This window comes from Erythrobacter sp. JB1-4 (assembly GCF_057365025.1).
In genome coordinates this window covers 1377940-1396271 of record NZ_CP200292.1, presented here as the reverse complement: position 1 = coordinate 1396271, position 18332 = coordinate 1377940, and the positions used below count along the sequence as shown (strand labels likewise).

Annotated in this window: 16 protein-coding genes; 12 read left to right on the top strand and 4 right to left on the bottom strand. The window is 58.0% G+C overall.

All coding sequences use genetic code 11. The features are described 5' to 3' along the window. Positions 1-2 precede the first annotated feature (2 nt). From AC0V61_RS06255 to AC0V61_RS06235, 5 genes are all read left to right on the top strand, one after another. Positions 3-179 (top strand): DNA translocase FtsK, encoded by a 177-nt coding sequence (locus tag AC0V61_RS06255; RefSeq protein WP_486156408.1) that lies wholly within the window; start codon positions 3-5, stop codon positions 177-179. A gap of 108 nt (positions 180-287) precedes the next feature. Continuing rightward, the gene (locus tag AC0V61_RS06250) at positions 288-2696 is read left to right on the top strand and encodes an FtsK/SpoIIIE family DNA translocase (protein ID WP_486156407.1); all 2409 of its coding nucleotides are present in this window, start codon (positions 288-290) and stop codon (positions 2694-2696) included. A 12-nt stretch (positions 2697-2708) separates the two neighbouring features. Beyond that, a complete protein-coding gene (locus AC0V61_RS06245; protein WP_486156406.1) occupies positions 2709-4127 on the top strand; it encodes an MmgE/PrpD family protein in 1419 nt (472 codons plus the stop codon). 16 nt (positions 4128-4143) lie between these two features. Further along, positions 4144-4953 (top strand): nucleotidyltransferase family protein, encoded by an 810-nt coding sequence (locus tag AC0V61_RS06240; RefSeq protein ID WP_486156405.1) that lies wholly within the window; start codon positions 4144-4146, stop codon positions 4951-4953. A gap of 135 nt (positions 4954-5088) precedes the next feature. After that, positions 5089-5775, top strand: a complete 687-nt coding sequence (locus AC0V61_RS06235; protein ID WP_486156404.1) for a GGDEF domain-containing protein — start codon at positions 5089-5091, stop codon at positions 5773-5775. Here AC0V61_RS06235 and AC0V61_RS06230 read toward each other — a convergent pair whose 3' ends face one another. Then, positions 5776-6174: an acyl-CoA thioesterase gene (locus AC0V61_RS06230; protein WP_486156403.1), complete on the bottom strand. Its 399-nt coding sequence runs from the start codon at positions 6172-6174 to the stop codon at positions 5776-5778. 13 nt (positions 6175-6187) lie between these two features. Next, positions 6188-8317, bottom strand: a complete 2130-nt coding sequence (locus AC0V61_RS06225; RefSeq protein ID WP_486159465.1) for a S9 family peptidase — start codon at positions 8315-8317, stop codon at positions 6188-6190. Between the two features lie 170 nt (positions 8318-8487). On the opposite strand from AC0V61_RS06225, the gene AC0V61_RS06220 reads away from it, so the two are divergent. The 7 genes from AC0V61_RS06220 (at position 8488) to AC0V61_RS06190 (ending at position 15569) form a co-directional block, all read left to right on the top strand. Beyond that, positions 8488-10302, top strand: a complete 1815-nt coding sequence (locus AC0V61_RS06220) for an aminopeptidase P family protein (protein WP_486156402.1) — start codon at positions 8488-8490, stop codon at positions 10300-10302. 86 nt (positions 10303-10388) lie between these two features. After that, the gene (locus AC0V61_RS06215) at positions 10389-10775 is read left to right on the top strand and encodes a VOC family protein (protein ID WP_486156401.1); all 387 of its coding nucleotides are present in this window, start codon (positions 10389-10391) and stop codon (positions 10773-10775) included. Beyond that, on the top strand, positions 10772-11167 hold the full coding sequence (locus AC0V61_RS06210; protein WP_486156400.1) for a cupin domain-containing protein: 396 nt from the start codon (positions 10772-10774) through the stop codon (positions 11165-11167). The genes AC0V61_RS06215 and AC0V61_RS06210 overlap by 4 nt, the downstream gene beginning before the upstream one ends. A gap of 278 nt (positions 11168-11445) precedes the next feature. After that, positions 11446-12099 carry an EF-hand domain-containing protein gene (locus AC0V61_RS06205; RefSeq protein WP_486156399.1) on the top strand — a complete coding sequence of 218 codons (654 nt, stop codon included), beginning with the start codon at positions 11446-11448 and terminating at the stop codon, positions 12097-12099. A gap of 133 nt (positions 12100-12232) precedes the next feature. Next, positions 12233-12991, top strand: coding sequence for a response regulator (locus AC0V61_RS06200; protein WP_486156398.1), 759 nt, complete (start codon positions 12233-12235; stop codon positions 12989-12991). Further along, positions 12988-14445: a sensor histidine kinase gene (locus AC0V61_RS06195; protein WP_486156397.1), complete on the top strand. Its 1458-nt coding sequence runs from the start codon at positions 12988-12990 to the stop codon at positions 14443-14445. Before AC0V61_RS06200 ends, AC0V61_RS06195 begins: the two co-directional genes overlap by 4 nt. Before the next feature lie 2 nt (positions 14446-14447). Continuing rightward, the gene (locus AC0V61_RS06190) at positions 14448-15569 is read left to right on the top strand and encodes a glutathione S-transferase family protein (RefSeq protein ID WP_486156396.1); all 1122 of its coding nucleotides are present in this window, start codon (positions 14448-14450) and stop codon (positions 15567-15569) included. Here AC0V61_RS06190 and AC0V61_RS06185 read toward each other — a convergent pair. Next, complete coding sequence (locus AC0V61_RS06185; RefSeq protein WP_486156395.1) at positions 15552-16679, bottom strand: serine hydrolase domain-containing protein; 1128 nt, start codon at positions 16677-16679, stop codon at positions 15552-15554. The two genes, AC0V61_RS06190 and AC0V61_RS06185, sit on opposite strands and share 18 nt — an antisense overlap. 59 nt (positions 16680-16738) lie before the next feature. Then, positions 16739-18316, bottom strand: coding sequence for a helicase HerA-like domain-containing protein (locus AC0V61_RS06180; RefSeq protein WP_486156394.1), 1578 nt, complete (start codon positions 18314-18316; stop codon positions 16739-16741). Positions 18317-18332: the final 16 nt, after the last annotated feature.

Sequence of the window (18332 nt, the reverse complement as noted above, 5' to 3'; positions counted from 1 at the left end):
TTATGCCCGCAAACGACAATGAACTGGACCGGTTGTATATCGAGGCGCGCCGTCACGTATTGGCAACAAAAAGATGCTCGGCAAGCGACCTTCAACGCACCTTGCGCATTGGCTTCAATAAGGCCCGTGCGATCATCGAACGGCTCGAATTGGAAGGTGTCGTCAGTCCCCGTTTTTGAACCATCCATTTCACCATTTGGCTTTGCGGCTCATCGCTCTTTGCTTGACCAGAGTCGTCCGAGGATTCATGGTGTGTTCTCGTCTATCTCCAACCTAGGAAGCGCCCTATGGCGACCCGAGCCGTGAACACACGTAAGCCTGCAACAGCCGACTGGCGCATTGGCCTTCGCCGATCCTTACGACGCGCAGCCCAGATGACGGGTGCAGGGGTCCTTTTCCTGGCAATGGCGTTTTTGGCGCTCGCTTTGGCAAGTTACACCCAAACCGACCCGAGTCCTTCGACAGCTGCTGATCCTTCACAGGTAAGCAATTGGATGGGCCAATGGGGGGCATGGGCTGCGGACCGTGTGCTGTTTGCTTTTGGCTTACCCGGAGTGCTTTTGTTGCCGCTTCTGTACATTTCTGCACGGCGTTTATGGCGCAGCGTGGAGCTCGATACCGAAGAAGGGGAGCGCACGCGTTGGTGGTTGCCCACCGGGCTCTTGCTTATTGCGATGGTGCTTTTGGGGACTGTTCTCTCGCTTGCGTTCGACACCTCTGCAGGCTCACTTCCTGCACAATTGGGCGGTGTTTCCGGCCTTCTTGGTGCAACAGGTATTGAGGCGGCCGCGTCTCGTTTTGGTGAAAGCGCCTCGGGCTGGGTGACGCTTGCCGGGGCGCTTGTTTGCCTTGCGGGGGGCACAACTCTGCTCACCCGCATCTTTGCGATTGATTGGCGCGTGCTTTTGACCCTGCCCAATTTCGTCGGCGGCTCGGCGATTGGCAGCGCTATTGCAGCACGTTTGCCATTTCTGCGCGCCAAAGAGCAGGCGCTCACCTTTATCGACGAAGATGACGAGACCGCAGCGCCTGCGACTAAAGCACGCCGGGCTAAGAAGGCGGATGTTAGCGAGGTGAAGGAAGAACCTACACCGCGCCGCTCACCAGAAATCACCGACCCCTCAGCGCCGCCCAAACGCGCCAATCCGGCGACCAAGAAGAACCAGCGCGATATGTTCGCGACTTATGATCTGCCGAGCCTTGAGCTGCTCACTGATCCTCCAGAGGACACTGCGCCAAAGCTCGACAAACTGGCTTTGGAGCGCAATGCGCGCCTGCTTGAAAACGTGTTGGATGACTTTAACGTCAAAGGCGAAATCACCGCCGTTCGCACCGGTCCTGTGGTCACCATGTATGAGCTTGAGCCAGCCCCGGGCATCAAGGCGAGCCGCGTTGTAGGCCTTGCCGAAGACATCGCCCGCAATATGAGCGCAATCAGCGCGCGGGTCTCGCCTATTCCCGGCAAGACGGTGATGGGGATCGAGCTTCCAAATAAGGACCGCCAGATGGTGGTTCTAAAGGAGCTTGCCGAGTGTGCCGACTTTGTCGATCACAAGGGCGCTTTGCCGATCATCCTTGGTAAGGATATCGCAGGCGAACCGATTGTGGCCGACCTTGCCGCCATGCCTCACTTGCTGGTCGCAGGGACCACGGGTTCAGGCAAATCGGTGGGGCTCAACTGTATCCTTATGTCGCTGCTCTACCGGTTTACGCCGGAGGAATGCCGCCTGATCCTGATCGATCCTAAGGTCCTTGAGCTCAAAACCTATGACGACATCCCGCATCTCCTCTCTCCCGTGGTGACCGAGCCGCATAAATCTGTGCGCGCGCTCAAATGGGCGGTTGAGGAGATGGAGCGTCGCTATCGGATGATGAGTTCGATTAACTCGCGCAACCTTTCGGGCTTTAATGAGAAAGTTCGCAATGCGATTGCAAAGGGTAAGCCGTTGGGCAGGCGTGTACAGACGGGGTTTGATCCCGACACAGGCGAGCAATTGTTCGAAGAAGAACAGCTCGATTACGAACCGCTGCCGCAGATTGTCCTGATCGTGGACGAGCTTGCCGATTTGATGGTGACCGTTGGCAAGGAGATCGAGATCCTGATCCAGCGTCTGTCCCAAAAATCGCGTGCGGCGGGTATTCACCTCATCATGGCGACGCAGCGCCCGTCTGTCGATGTCATCACCGGTGTGATTAAAGCCAACTTGCCGACCCGGATCAGCTTTAAGGTGACCAGCCGCATCGACAGCCGCACCATTCTTGGTGAGCAGGGCTCTGAGCAACTGCTGGGCAAAGGCGATATGCTGTATAAGCCCAACACGGGCGCGACAGTGCGCGTGCATGGGCCCTTCGTCAGCGATGAGGAAGTGGAGGCTGTGGCTGACTTTTGGCGAGCGCAAGGCGCGCCTGAATATGTCGATGCTGTCACGGAAGAACCCGAAGATGGTGGTGGCCTCAACTTTGAAGACGACATGACCGCGTCCGATAATCCCGAAGAGCGCAAATATCGCCAAGCTTGCCAGATTGTGATCGAGAACCAGAAAGCATCGGGCTCATGGCTCCAACGTCAGATGGGTGTGGGATACAACACCGCTGCCAAATGGATTGAGCGCATGGAGAGCGAAGGCCTTGTGGGTCCAGCCAACCATGTCGGCCGGCGCGAGATTTTCCGAGACCAGGACGGCAATCCTATCTAAAGGGCTTTGAATATGCCCGATACCGTAACGTCCTCTGCTCTTAAAGCGTTTGCCGCTTGGGTCGCTGAAACGCCCCGAGATTGGCCCGAGGAAGCACTGCACACCGCACGCCGGTCGCTGATTGACACGGTCGCCTGCATGGTGCCGGGAGCTGCTGATAGCGCCCCATCCAAGCTGTGGCCTGTGGTTGAAGGCTGGGGGAGCGGCGAGGCGAGGGCGACTGCGAGGACGCAGACACTCTCTGCGCCAAACGCGGCTCTTTTCAACGGCACCTGCGCCCATGCGCTCGATTTCGACGACAATTTTGACCCCGCAAAGGCGCACGCTTCAGCGGTGCTGATCCCCGCACTGCTTGCTCTGGCCGATAGCGAAGATGCATCCATAGGCGATGTGCTCGATGGATACATCGTTGGTCTCCAGATCATGGGGCTCGTCGGCCAAGCGGTAAACCCGTTTCACCGTAGCCGGGGCTGGCACGCAACTGGCACTATGGGCGCTATAGGAGCGGCGGCCGGATGCGCGCGGATGCTTAGCCTTGATGCAGAGCAGTCAGCCCACGCGATCTCGCTTTCGACCAGTCTTGCGGGCGGTTTTATGAGTCAGTTTGGCTCTGATACAAAACCGATCCACGCAGGGTTAGCGGCAAGTGGCGGCGTGCAATCGGCCCTCATGGCACGAGGCGGGATCACCGCAGGGGCAGCGACGCTTGAGGGCCCGACGGGGCTTCGCACATTGATGGTGGGGCAGGACGCCGAGGCGCTGGCGACCTCTATGGAGGGCAAAGCCGAACACGGCCAGACCATGCGCTTTAACCCCGCAAACGCAGGCACTGCGCTCCACATCACCGAATATGGCCTTAAGATCAAACGCTTCCCCAATTGCGGGAGCCTCCACCGAGCGCTCGATGGGTTATTGGCGTTAATGGAAGAACATTCAATCACAGCGGGCGCGGTCGAAAAGGTCCTTGTCCGCGCCCCGGCCGCACACCTGCGCAATCTCATGCACGAGAACCCGCAAACCCCGGCAGAGGCGAAGTTCAGCCTCGAATACAGCCTTGCGGCGGCCCTGAACGCTGGCGATGTTGGCCTTGGCGATTATGAACCTGATGCGCTTCATCGACCGCGGGTCCGCGCTCTTATGCCGCTCATCACAAAGCAATATGTCGAAAAGCTCGAGAGTGAATTTCCCACAGAAGTTCACATCACGCTTAAAGATGGGCGCAAGGTCCAAACCGCGCTCAAAATGCCAGTGGGCAGCAAAGCCCACCCCATGTCGGACGCGCAATTGTGGCAGAAGCTTGAGACCTGCCTTGCCGCCGCCCCTGATTTCAACCGGCAAGCCCTCCTGAAAGAGCTAGCTGACCTTGACCCCGCCAAGCCCGCGCGCCAATTGACCGCTACTCTTCAATTATCCAATGCGCTTCAATCCTAACCGATAGGTTCGACCCATGGCCACCACGAGTAAAGTCACAGCCTTAGTTCTCGCCGCCAGCCGTGCAGGGCCACAAGATGCGGTCGCCAAGCTCCAGAATGTGAGCCACAAATGCCTGGTGGAGATCGACGGAGAAGTGATGCTCCAGCGTGTGGTGCGCGAAATCGCCGAGAGTAACCACGCAGGCGATATCTACGTCTCGATTGAGAGCGAGGAGCTCATGCGTTCCGTCCCATACCTCGCCAACATGATGGATGAAGGCCGCCTCAAATTCGTCTCAGCGGGCGCCAACCTTTTTGCAAGTATCGAACACGCAGCCGCCACCATTCCAAACGCTTACCCCTTGGTCGTCTCCACCGGCGACAATGCTTTGCACACATCAGAGATGTTCGACCATTTTTGCGCAGAGGTGCTTGGCTCAGGCGCAGAAATCGCAGTGGCGATGACAACCGCCCAGACGATCCTTGATGCGTATCCCGACGGCAAACGGGCTTTTCACGAGCTTAAAGACGGTGGTTGGTCGAGCTGCAATCTTTATGCTGTGACCTCTGAACGCGCGATCAAAGCGGCCAAAGTCTTCGAGACCGGCGGACAGTTCGGCAAGCAACCACGCCGTATTCTCAAAGCCTTCGGTTTTCGCTTTATGCTGATGTATAAGTTCAGCCTCGCCACAATGGACGGCATGGCAGATTATTTGGCGAAGCGCTGGGGCGTGAGTGTTCAGGTGGTGCGTATGCCGTTTGCCGACGCGCCGATTGATGTTGATAATCCAGGCGACTTTACTCGTACTGATGGTATTTTGAAGAAACGCCGCAAGGCCGCTTAGATACTCGCTCCACTTGCATGTGTGGAGATTGATTATTTCTTCTCTCTGATTTTCATTCAATTGCTCTGCAATTCATCGAATTCGGAGTAGTTTTACTTAAGTGAGTAGTAATAAGTTCCCGTTTATACCGCTCGCATGCAATGGGCTTCTGTCTTAAATTCTGATATTCTCGTAGCGGCTATGCTTAGCGTGGGGCTCATCGCTTGTGTTGGGTTTGCCTACCGCATTCGCATGCTGCGCAGGCAAAGAGATGCGGCCATCAAAAAGGCTGAAGCCCTAGAAGCATTGTCTGAGCGTGACCCGCTGACAGGGCTGCTTAATCGCCGCCTTGTGGAAGATCGATTTGTCACTTTGCGCGCTCAAGGCTTCGATACTTTCGCGCTCATCGACCTCGATAAGTTCAAATTGATCAATGATCGTTTTGGCCATCAAGTCGGCGACCAGGTCCTTGTCGCTTGTGCCAATGCGATACGCGGGGACGATGAGCGCGATTGTATTGCGATGCGGCTGGGTGGTGAGGAGTTTGTAGTGCTATTGCGCGGCGACAATTCCTATGAGCGCGCAGAGGCCTTGCGCCGATCGCTACCGATGTGTGTGGCAAGCGAAGTGGAAGGACTTGATCGGCAAGTAACAGCCAGCATGGGGCTTATTGAGTTGCCGAGCGCCGGGGCTGAGATTTTGAGTTTTTCTGAGCTCTATTCGCGCGCTGATCAGCTTTTGTACAATGCCAAAGCGTCAGGGCGTAACCGAACATGTTTTGAGCGCCTCACTGTCTTCAACGATGCGCCACCTGTTCGCCGCGATCTGCAATCTGCTGCTTAATCAGCGAAAGGGCGCAAGCACCTCTGGGCGCACCCTAGTGAGGCGTCCGGTGGCCCGGTCAAGCATGGCCCAAGTGGTTTGCGCGGTCACAAGTGGCTTTCCATCGGCGTCGGTAAACTCAACCATGCGGATGGATTTAGCACCCTTGGGATCGCCGGGGATATAGGTCGTGCCGGTCGCGCTTTCACCCGCCGCTATATTGCCGCGATAGTCGATCTCATGCCGGATCACGACCCAGAAGAACTGCTCTTGGTGGGCGGGATCAGCGACCGCAGACCAATGCGCGGTAGCCATGTCCTGTACCCATTGCACCCAGACCGAATTGTTCACATGGCCGAGCTCATCGATGTGATGAGGCTCGGCTGTGAAGGTTTGGGTGTAGCAGTTAGGCTCGCTCACTCAGCGTCCCCAATCACTCGGCAGCCATGCCCATTTGCCACAGGATAAAGGCGAACTCTTCCGCCGTTTCCTTGAGGCTATTCCAACGTCCTGACTGACCGCCATGCCCTGCGCCCATATTGGTTTTGAGGAGCAGCAGATTGTCGTCCGTCTTCACATCACGAAGACGCGCGACCCATTTGGCGGGCTCCCAATAGGTGACGCGCGGGTCGTTAAGTCCCGCGGTGACCAGCATGGGCGGATAGTCCTGCGCCTTCACTTGGTCGTAAGGGCTGTAGGACAGGATATAGGCGAAGCTCTCTTTGGACGTGATAGGATTGCCCCATTCCTGCCATTCACCGGGCGTCAGCGGAAGCTTGTCGTTGAGCATCGTGTTGAGCACGTCGACGAAAGGCACATGGCTGACGATTGCGCCATATTGCGCGGGGTCTTGATTGATGATCGCGCCCATCAATTCGCCGCCTGCTGAGCCGCCCGATGCGGTCACCATGCCTTCGGCTGTAAAGCCCTTGGCGATAAGCCCGCGCCCTGCATCGACGAAATCGTTGAAGGTGTTGGTGCGCTCAAACATCTTGCCTTGCAGATACCAGCGCCGCCCGAGGTCATCACCGCCACGGATGTGCGCAATCGCATAGGCAAAGCCGCGATCAACGAGGCTCAGGCGCGTGGTCGAAAAGCCCGGCGGCACGGCATAACCATAAGCGCCGTAAGCATAGAGATGCAGCGGACCCGGACCCTCGATGCCAGCCTTGGCGAGGATTTCAGCGCGGTCCTTGCGCATCACTACGCTAACCGGAACCATGGTCCCATCGCGCGCTTCGATGTCGACACGCTGCGTCACATATTGCGAGGCATCATAGCCGCTCGGAATTTCCTGTGTCTTCAGCGTAGTCAGCGTCTTGGCCGCCACGTCATAGTCATAGACCGTATCGGGCGTGACCATGCTTTCATAGGAGAGGCGCAGTACGGTTTGGTCGTACTCAGGGTTATAGGTCAGCCCCGCATCATAACTCGCCTCTGGGAAGCTGATCGGCTCAATTTCCAGCGGCGCGTCGTAGCGGCGGATTTGCACAGAATCGAGCCCGTTCAAACGCCCTTCGGTGACGAAGAAACCTTCGAACAGGTCGAAATCGGTGAGGTAGAAATCGTTCGACCCCGCAATGACGGTTTGCCAGTCGCCCGGTGTTGCAAGGTCTGCCTTGGCGAGGCGGAAGTTGATATGATCGTCATTGGTCCACACCCACAGCTCGCCCTCTCGGATATCGACTGAGTATTCGACGCCCTTTTGGCGCGGCTTCACCAAGGTCAGTTCGCCTGTGGGATCGTCAGCAGAGACAAAGCGCACCTCGCTCGTCTCATTGTCGCCTGATGCGATGATGAGATAATCTTCCTGCGCGGTCAGCCCCGCACCCACGCTAAAGCTTTGGTCTTCTTCCAAGTAGAGCGACACATCGGTGTCATTCGGCTCGCCAATTGTGTGCAGCTTGATCTCAAGTCTGCGCCATTCCTCGGTCGAAGGGGTGTAGACTAGCGCTGTATCATTCGCGACCCAAGTGAGCCCGCCGCGAAGCTGCGTCAGCTCATCAGCCAGCAGTTCGCCCGTCTCCAAATCCTTGATACGGCCCGTGTAGCGCTCTGACCCATTGGTGTCGGTTGAATAGGCAAGATAGCGCCCACTCTTGCTCACCGACAAAGCGCCGAGGCGGAAGTATTCAAGGCCCTCAGCCAGCTCATTCTGATCGAGGATCAGCTGCGGCTCAGCGCTCTCGGGAGCGCCAACGGGCCTGCGATAGTGTTTGCGGTATTGCGAGCCCTCTTCAAACTCGGACCAATACATGTAGTCGCCATTGCGCTGAGGAACGGTGGAATCGTCCTCTTTGATCCGCGCGCGCATCTCGGTGAAGAGCGCCTCTGTCAGAGCCTCTTGGCCCGCCATCTTCGCCTCGAAATAGGCGTTCTCCGCCTTCACATAATCGAGCACATCCTCATCATCGATTGTGGGGTATGACTTGTCATAGAGCCAGTCATATGGGTCCGAAATCGTGATCCCGTGATGGCTGTAAGTGTGTTCGCGCTTCTCAGCGATTGGCGGGGTGACGGCTGACACGTTTGCGTGTTCCTCTTGTGTGTTGGCTGATGCGATATGGGCGGGCAAAACCGCCAAGACCGCAGCGCATGTAAGGATGGTGAAGCGTGATTGCGACACTGTGATAATCCCCTTTGGCGAACGCTCGGGTGGAAAGGTGCTGAGTTGCAGCTTATGTCATGGTATCTAACGTGACACACGACACGCGCAAGCAAGGATCAAACATAATGCTGATGCAAACCCACGAAGCGCGCCTCAAGGCTTTGCGCGAGGAATTGAAACGCCGCGAGCTTGATGGTTTTGTCATTCCGATATCGGATGAGCACATGAGTGAATACGTGGGCGACTATGCCCAGCGGCTCAATTGGCTCACCGGGTTTGGCGGGTCTGCGGGCTTTGCCGCCGTGACGCTCACCCATGCAGCGATCTTTGTTGATGGGCGCTACACCGTTCAAGTGCGCGATCAGGTGGACGGTAATCTGTTTGAGTATCGCAGCGTCCCCGGCGATTCGTTGAGCGATTGGCTAGGCGATGTGTGCGGGGAAGGCGCGAAGGTCGCCTATGATCCTTGGCTCCACACATGGGGATGGGTCGCGGCGCAGGAGAAGGCGCTTGAGCCCAAGGGTATCGCGATGGTGCCCGCAGACAGCAACCCGCTCGATGCTGTGTGGTCCGATCAACCGGCCCCTTCGAATGCTGTCGCAATCGTCCATGATGAGGCACTGGCAGGGCGCGGCTCGGCAGAGAAGCGCGCCGAAGTTGCCGATTGGCTGTGCGATGAAGGGCTCGATGCAACCGTCATCACCGCGCTCGATTCGATTGCGTGGCTTCTCAATATCCGAGGCGAAGACGTCGACAACACGCCGGTAGCACTTTCCTATGTGATCGCTCACAAAGATGGGACAGCAGAGCTTTTCATCGCGCCTGAGAAGGTGACGCCTGAGCTGACCCAGCATTTGGGCAATGCGGTGACCATTCGTGATCGCTCTGATTTCACCTCCGCGCTGGGTGAATTCTCCGGCAAGCGCGTGAGCGTTGATCCCAATTACGGTGTGGTCGGGATTGCGCAGGCGCTTCGTGCGGGCGGAGCAAAGTTCACCTTTGCACAGGATCCCACAATCCTCCCCAAAGCGATCAAGAACCCCGTTGAAGTCCAAGGCCACCGCGATGCGCAAGCCCGCGATGGTGCAGCGGTTGCCCGCTTCCTGCGCTGGATGGAAGTCACCGCTCCGGACGGCACCGTGGACGAACTATCTGCGGCTGCGAAGCTGGAGGCCTTCCGGCGCGAGGCGGGCACTTTGCGCGACCTGTCGTTCCCATCGATTTCGGCAGCCGCAGGGCACGCCGCGCTTCCCCATTATAAGGTGGATGAGGAAAGCAATATTCCTGTGCCCCCCGGCTCGATTTATCTGGTCGATTCCGGCGGCCAGTATGAAGACGGCACCACAGACATCACCCGCACCGTATGGATCGATACGCCGGAAGGAAGCGCGCCCACCGCAGAAATGCGTGACCGCTTCACCCGCGTCCTCAAAGGCCATATCCAGATCGACCAAGCGACCTTCCCCCAAGGCACCAATGGCGGCCAGATCGACGTGCTTGCGCGCCAATATCTGTGGGAAGCAGGCGTCGATTATGCCCATGGCACAGGTCACGGCGTTGGCAGCTTCCTCTCTGTCCACGAAGGCCCGCAGCGCATCGCCAAGCCCACGGGCGGGCAGGCTGGCACGTCTCAGGAAATTCACGCGGGCATGATCTTTTCCAACGAGCCGGGCTATTACAAACAGGATGCGTTTGGCATTCGGATTGAAAACCTTGTATTGACCGTTGAACGTGAAATTGAAGGCCAAGAGGGCCGCTACCTTGGCTTTGATTGCCTCACATGGGTGCCGCTGGATCGGCGTTTGATTGACAAAAACCTTTTGACGCAGAGCGAAATCGCTTGGGTGGACGACTACCACGCGAACACCCGCGCGCTCTTGGCACCTCAACTTCAAGGCGAGGACTTGGTATGGGTCGAACGAGAAACGCAGCCACTTTGAACCCAATTGCGCGGAGCATCATGTTCCACTAATGTTCCTCTCACGCCGAGTCGCAATTGGCGGCTTGCGGTTAAGGGAGAACTCACATGATCGGCTATGTAACCCTGGGCACCAATGACTTGCCGCGCGCGGCTGCTTTCTATGACGAAGTAGCCAAAGCCATGGGCTATGGCCGCATGATGGAAGAGGGCGAATTTATCGCCTGGGGCAGCTTCGAAGACGGCACCGCCGGCATTGCCGCTACCGCACCCTTCGATGGAAAAGCGGCGAGTGTTGGCAATGGCACAATGGTCGCTCTCATGGTGGACAGCCCTGACAAGGTCAAAGCGGTCTACGATGTCGCCATGGCCAATGGCGCAAGCGATGAGGGTGAACCTGGCCCGCGCGGGGATGATGGGTTTTACGCAGGCTACTTCCGCGATCTTGATGGGAATAAGCTCAACGTTTTCTGCATGACGTCACCGGCACAATGAGCGCGCCCAAACTCAGCGACACGTTCCTCCACCTGGGTCTTGGGGCAACAGCTGTGCCGCAGCCGCCTTTTGATGGGATGCAATGGTACGCAGGCTATGGCGCACGGCACGGGTCCGATGGATCTGAGGGCAGACTGGTCTCGCAGCATACCTTTACCGAAGGGTGGGACAGTTGGGAAATGCATCCTAACGGCGAGGAAGTCGTGATCTGCACACAAGGCGTGATGGACCTCACTCAGGAATTCCCCGATGGTTCGCGCAAGTGTGTTACACTTAAAGCTGGCGAGTTTGCGATAAACCCGCGCGGTGTCTGGCATATTGCCGATGTAGAAGAAAGCGCGACCGCGATCTTCATTACAGCTGGCGAGGGAACTGAACACCGGCCAAGATAAGGGCCAGGGATAAGGGGCAAAGTACCGCTTTTCTTGCCGCTTTCTGAACAGCGTGCTGAGCCTGATACAAACCGCGACACTTTGCGTGCGATCCGGCATATTCCTGCGACATACCGGGCCTAGAAGGGTATCTGTGAGTTGCGGTGAGGAGCCAAGCTGGTCTCTAAGTCCTTTGAACCCCGATGACCCGTGTGGGGTGAGAAGGGAGCAGGCCGGTAAGCAAGCCTCATCGCAGCTTCACAGCGAATAGAACGATAAAAACCTGAAAGGAGCGCCCCATGCGCAAACTAACCCTCTCTTTGACCGCTGCAGCCCTCGTAATGGGCGGCGCAGGCCTTGCATACGCCCAACAAGGTGACCGCATGGCCAAAGCCGATACCAATGGCGATGGGGAAATCTCGATCGCAGAAGCCAAGGCACAAGGCGATAAGCGCTTTGCCCGGATGGACGCCAATGGCGATGGCCGGCTCACTATGGAAGATCGCGGCGCCCGTGCTCTAGCGCGCTTTGCCGAAGCTGATACCAATGGCGATGGCGAAGTGACCCCTGCTGAAATGACCGCAGCTCGCGAGACACGTGCTGCACAGCGTCAAGCCCGCATGTTTGAACGCCTCGACACCGATGGCAGCGGCGGCTTGTCGCAAGCTGAGATGATCGCTGGCCGCGAGGCGCGCGCTGAACGTCGCGGAGAGCGTGGTGAGATGCGCCGAGGAGGGCGCCGAGGTGACCGCTCCATGCGGATGCTGCGCCGGGCAGACACCAATGGCGATTCTGCCGTAAGCAAAGCGGAATTCGATGCTACTATCGAGAAGCGCTTCGCTCGCGTCGATACCGATGGTTCAGGCACGATCACCGCAGCCGAACGCGAAGCGGCCAAAGCCGAGCGCAAGGAGCGTCGCCAGGAACGTAAGCGCCAGCGCGGCGCACGGTAACCCAAAGCCCCACAAATTTGGCATGAGCGGGAGAGTGCTTACCCCTCCCCCGGTTACTCCCGCAAATGCCAATAGCTCGGCTCGGTGATGCAAGCACTCCCCCAAAGGCTTGCACACCGGGCCGACCCCTTTCATGACAGTTTTCCAAATGACCCAAGACGCGCCCACAATCTTGCTCGTCGATGACGAAGCCACCTTGCGTGAGCCCCTGGCCGAGTATCTCATCGGCCAGGGCTTTTGTGTCGTCGAAGCTGATAGCGCAGCCAGCGCGCGTTCTGAGCTCACCGCGATGCGGCCCGATCTTGTCCTCCTTGATGTCATGATGCCGGGTGAGGACGGTTTATCGCTGTGCCGCCATTTGGTTGAGACGCAAGGGTTGCCGGTCATCTTCCTCACCGCAAAAGGCGAGGCGATGGACCGCATCCTTGGGCTTGAGCTTGGCGCTGACGATTATGTGGTCAAACCCTTCGAGCCGCGCGAACTTGTTGCCCGCATTCGCACAGTGCTGCGCCGGGTAGACCGTTCAGCTCCACCGCAAACCGAAATGGAAGATTGGCATTACAGTTTTGAAGGCTGGCTGCTTGATCCGCTCAAACGCAAACTCATTGACCCTGAGGGTGTGACGGTCCCAATTTCGACCGCAGAATTCCGCTTGCTGCGCGCCTTTCTCGATTCCCCGCGCCAAGTCCTCGACCGCGATCTGCTGCTTGACCTTGTCCAAGGGCGCACGGCGAATTTGTTTGACCGCGCAGTCGACAATCAAGTGAGCCGCCTGCGCCGCAAAATCGAAGCCGATACCAGCAATCCTCAACTTATCCTGACCGTGCGCGGTGGTGGCTATCGCTTTGCTGCGAGCGTCAAGCGCTTACCCCCGGATGTGCAACCTTCGTGAAGCGGCTCCTCCCCTCAAGCCTCTTGGGTCAGGTCATGGTAAGCGTCGCGCTTGCCTTGCTTATCTCTCAGGCGATTTCGGTGACGTTGCTGTTCCGGGCAGGCGAAGAGCGCCGCGAGGGCGCAGCTGTGACCACCGCAGCGTTTCGGCTTATCAATGGCGCTGAGCGTGCGAAAAGGGCGCAAGGTGATGAGGTGCGACCCGTCGAAAGACAGCGCCTTCGCGACCAACGTCGCCGGTTGCGTGATGTGGGTGGCCCAATGGCAGAACAGGCCGCGCGTGATCGGTTGCCTGCAAGGCTGCGATATATGGTCACGCCGCGAGAGCCGTTGGCGACCCAAAATGGCCCCTTGCGCCAAGACCTTGGCGAACGGCTGCGCGAAGTTCTTGAAGGTGAGGGGATTGAACCCGCGTCGCTTTCAGTCGCCGTTATCCGGGCAGGCGATGATCCGCTGTTGCAACGCATTGCCGCACGCCGCCCAAGGCTTGCGGCAAATCGGCAATGGCAAGACCGGGACCTGATCGTCGCGACCATTCAGCGCACCTCAGAGAGTGAATGGGAAACAGCAAGACTCTTTGCCCCCAAAAGGCCCCAGGGCGGACTTGGCGTTGTGGTGTTTCAGACACTGGTGACCTTTGTCCTGCTTATCGCCGCTCTTTTCTTCGTCATCCGGCGCATCACCCGGCCTTTGGCGATGCTCACCACAAGGGTTGCCGACTTTTCGCGCGACCCTGATCAGGTGGTGGAGCTTCCTGAGACCGGCCCCGACGATACCCGCCGTTTGATCGCTGCGCACAACGCGATGGAGGCAAGGGTTGCTGCTTTGCTTGATGAAAAAGACGTTATGCTGGGCGCGATAGGGCATGATCTCAAAACGCCGCTTGCCGCACTTCGCGTCCGGATTGAGAGCGTCACTGACGACGACCAACGCGCCAAAATGGCCTCATCGATCGAAGACATCACTGCAACGCTAGACGACATTCTGATGCTTGCGCGTATGGGGCGAAAGGGCACATTGGAGACCGAGGCGGTGGACCTTGGCGCCCTTGCCATCGGAGTGGTCGAAGAGTTCGAGGACTTGGGTGAGCCTGTCGCTATGATCGACCCTCAGCGGCTTGTCGCCAAGGTTCAGGTGACCTGGGTCAAGCGAGCGCTGCGCAACCTTACTTCCAACGCTGTGCGCTATGGCGGTGGAGCGCAAGTCTCCATGGTGCGCGGCGAAACCCGCGCCATCTTGCGGGTTGAAGACAATGGCCCCGGCATTCCGGAAGAGGCGCTCGCCGACATGATGGAGCCGTTTACCAGGGGTGAGGCTTCGCGAAACCGGGCAACGGGCGGGGCGGGTCTTGGTCTGACGCTCGCGCGTGCTATCGCTGAGGCGCATGGCGGGGCATTGGTGATCGCCAACCGTAACGAAGGCGGTCTTCGCGCCGAACTGCGACTGCCACTGTAATTTTGCCCATACTGTCCGGGAGAGCTTTCAATGAGTGTCACACTGTACGGCGCCCCCCTTCGCTGTTTTCAGGAAAGCTGCGCAGCTACCTTGATTGGAAAGGGGTAGAATATACCGAAAAGCTCCCCGTTGATCCCGTGTTCGTCTCCAAGGTGGTGCCTGCGGTTGGAAGACCAGTGATCCCTGTAGTTGAGCTGGAAGATGGCACCCTTCTTCAAGACACGACCGTCATTATTGACCACTTTGAGGCGCATTCAAGCGGACCTTCAGTCTACCCCGAAACACCGATCCAGCGCTTGGCGGCACTTTTGTTGGAGTGCTTTGGTGATGAGTGGTTGGTGATCCCTGCCATGCATTATCGCTGGCATTATAATGAGGAGTGGATTTACTCAGAGTTCGGCAAAACGGCGCTGCCCGATGGGAGCGCTGAGGAGCAATATGAAGCAGGCAAAAAACGTGGCGCCATGTTCAAAGGCTTTGTGCCCATGCTTGGCATTAATGAAGCGACCGCTCCTGCCATCGAAAAGTCATATGAAGCGCTCCTGGCTGATCTTGATCGCCATTTTGCCGCTCACGATTTCCTCTTCGGCTCGCGCCCGAGCATTGGCGATTATGGCCTCATCGGCCCGCTTTATGCGCATAATTATCGCGACCCCAAGAGCGGCGAAATGATGAAGCGCCTTGCGCCGAATGTCGCCCGGTGGGTCGAACGGATGATTGCGCCTGAACCCTTGTCAGGTGAGTTTTCACCCGGTGACGAGGTGCCCGAAACGCTTTTGCCTATTTTGCGCCGGATGATGAGTGAGCAAGTGCCCTATCTCACAAAAGTCGCACAGCTTTTGAGCGATTGGGCGGCGGCCAACCCCGGTGCCGAAGTGCCGCGCGCCGTTGGCTTCACGGATTTCACCGTTGAGGGCGTGACAGGCCAAAGGGCAGCTTTGCCGTTTGGCCTTTGGATGTTCCAGCGCGCACTCGATTACCTTCAGGCGCTAACCGGCGATACGCGCGAGGACGCAGACGCCATGTTGCGCGCGGTTGGAGGCGAAGCGGTCTTGGCTTTTGAGATGCCGTGTCGCCTCAACTTCGAGGACTTCAAGCTGACCCATTCACCGCTCGGCGAGTAATCCTTGCGCGCGCTCAATCAGAGCCAGTTCGCGCTTATCAAAGCCACCTTCATCCTCTGCACTAGCTCGCGGGGGAACGGCGGTGGTGAAATAGGCGAGGCCTTTCCCGCTTACCGGGTCAAACCATAGGCCAGAGCGCAGGCCATAAGCCTCGCCAGCATGCCCATAGCGCTTTATGCCGTCGTTAAAGAGCGCGTCTGTGCATTTGCTACCCGGTGTCTCTAGCGCTTGTAAATGGAGGCCGTACCCGCAGAAAAACTCTTGGCCCTCTATGACTGGGTCAGCGGATGCAAACATCGCTTTGAGGGATGCCTCAGTTAAAAGTCCATCCCCTTCGCGTACCAGCGCCTGACCGATCTTGGCCAAGTCCACCATGCCAATCCGCACGCCGCCTTGCGGGCTGAAGACACTGGCATTTGTGCCCGGGATATAGCCTTCCAGCGTGCATTCCACCCCGTCGGCCACAGGGATTGTGCAATTGGGCGGAAGGTCTGCCGCATCGTCGCGCGCGACTTCGCCTGTGTCGCGGTAAAGCGTCACAGCGCGCGCCGCCATATCGTCAGAGCAGCCAATCCAATTGGTGCACGCCTTGATCTCCAATGGCTCAAAAACAAGCCGATTGAGGAGCGCGTCAAACCGCTCTCCGCTCGCCGCCTCGAGAACGGTGGCTACGACTGGCGAACCGATATTGGCATATTCAAAAGGCGCTTCACCCGGCGGCGCATCAGCATACCAGCTTTCGGGATTTGAGAGCTGCTCTTGCAAGCTTTCGCCCAGCGGGATCACATATCCACCAGCGTCACGAAGCCCGGAGCGGTGCGAGAGAAGTTGAGCGAGCGTCACCGGCGCATCAGGGAAACCGGGCGACCGCACAGAATAGCCCAAATATTCAGACACATCAGCGTCCAGGTCGACAACACCCTCTTCCGCAAGCCGCAAGGTTGCAAGCGCCATAATGAGCTTGGATATGCTGGCGATGCGCACCGGGTCATTGGGTGCAACGCGGCGTCCGGTTTCGCGGTTTGCCACGCCTTCAGTGATCAAAAGGTCGGTCGTCTCGCGGTCGAAGGCGACGACAACTGTGGCCGGTTCGGGGGCATCGTCAGCCACTGTCGCCTCGTATGAGCAGGATGCGAGGGCGAAGGCGCAAAGGCTGGCAATTGCCCACTTCACCGCATCAATCCGCCGATCAAATTGCGCACAAAACGGCCCGCTATAGGTCCTGCCAGGTCTGTCGCAATCGAGCCAGCCGCAGAGGTAAGCCCAGACGCCATAGGGTTGGCGCGTGATTTTTTGCCGAGCACGGCTGCTGCGGCGATACCAGCAGCGCTACCCGCTGCCACTTTGGCACCGCGCGACATGGCCTTTTCCCAGATGGATTTGCTCTTGCGGCTGCGTTTGCCGACTTCAACCTCGCCCTTCTCTTCGACCTCTTTGGCAGTCTCAACAGCATCGGACGCCTTTTGGGCGAGCACTTCCTCGGCGCTCTGACGGTCCACCACCTCGTCATATTTGCCGTCAAACGGGCTGATCGACTGGATGATTGCGCGCTCTTTCTTGGTCACAGGGCCAAGCCGCGAGCGCGGGGGCTTGATGAGGGTGCGCTGGACCACAGTGGGCGCGCCTTCTTCATCGAGGGTGGAGACAAGCGCCTCGCCCACTTTGAGCTCAGTGATTGCCTCTTCCACATCGAGGTCGGGGTTGATCCGGAAGGTCTCAGCTGCCGCTTTGATCGCGCGTTGGTCGCGTTTGGTGAAGGCACGAAGAGCGTGTTGAACGCGGTTGCCGAGTTGCCCTGCGACCTCCTCAGGAATATCGATCGGGTTTTGGGTCACGAAGTAAACGCCGACGCCTTTGGAGCGGATGAGGCGCACGACTTGCTCAATCTTGTCCTGCAACGCTTTGGGTGCGTCATCGAAAAGGAGGTGTGCTTCATCGAAGAAGAACACAAGCGTCGGTTTTTCGGGGTCGCCCACTTCGGGAAGGCTCTCAAACAATTCGGCGAGCAACCACAAAAGGAAAGTCGCATAAAGCTTGGGGCTTCGCATCAATTGGTCCGCCGCCAGCACATTCACATAGCCGCGCCCGTTCTCATCTTTTTGCAGGAAGTCATCGATCTCAAGCGCGGGTTCGCCAAAGAAATAGTCCGCGCCCTGGCTTTCAAAGCTCAAAAGCTGCCGCTGGATCGCGCCAACCGATTGTTTCGACACATTGCCATAGCCAGCGCCTGATAACTCCTTGGCGTTTTCATTTGCCCATTGGAGGAGCGATTGAAGATCGCCAAAATCGAGGAGCAAGAGCCCGTTGTCATCGGCATAGCGGAAGACGATTTGCAAGACGCCTTCCTGCGTATCATTCAGGTCCAAAAGCCGCGCCAAAAGCAGCGGACCCATTTCGGTAATTGTGGTGCGGATTGGGTGGCCTTGCTCACCATAAAGGTCCCAGAAGATCACCGGATTATCGGAATATTCGTAGTCATCCATGCCAAGCTCTTTGGCCCGGCCTTCCAGCTTATCGGCGTGTTTGAACTTGGGGCTTCCGGGCATTCCGATACCGGACAAATCCCCCTTCACATCGGCCACAAACACGGGGACACCATCGGCGGAGAAGCTTTCAGCAAGCCCTTGGAGCGTCACCGTCTTCCCCGTTCCGGTTGCCCCTGCGATGAGGCCGTGACGGTTCGCACGCGACAAAGCGAGGCTCTGATTTTCGCCATTGCCGCCAAGTCCTAGAAATATGTCGCTCATTGCTCAGCCTAATCCT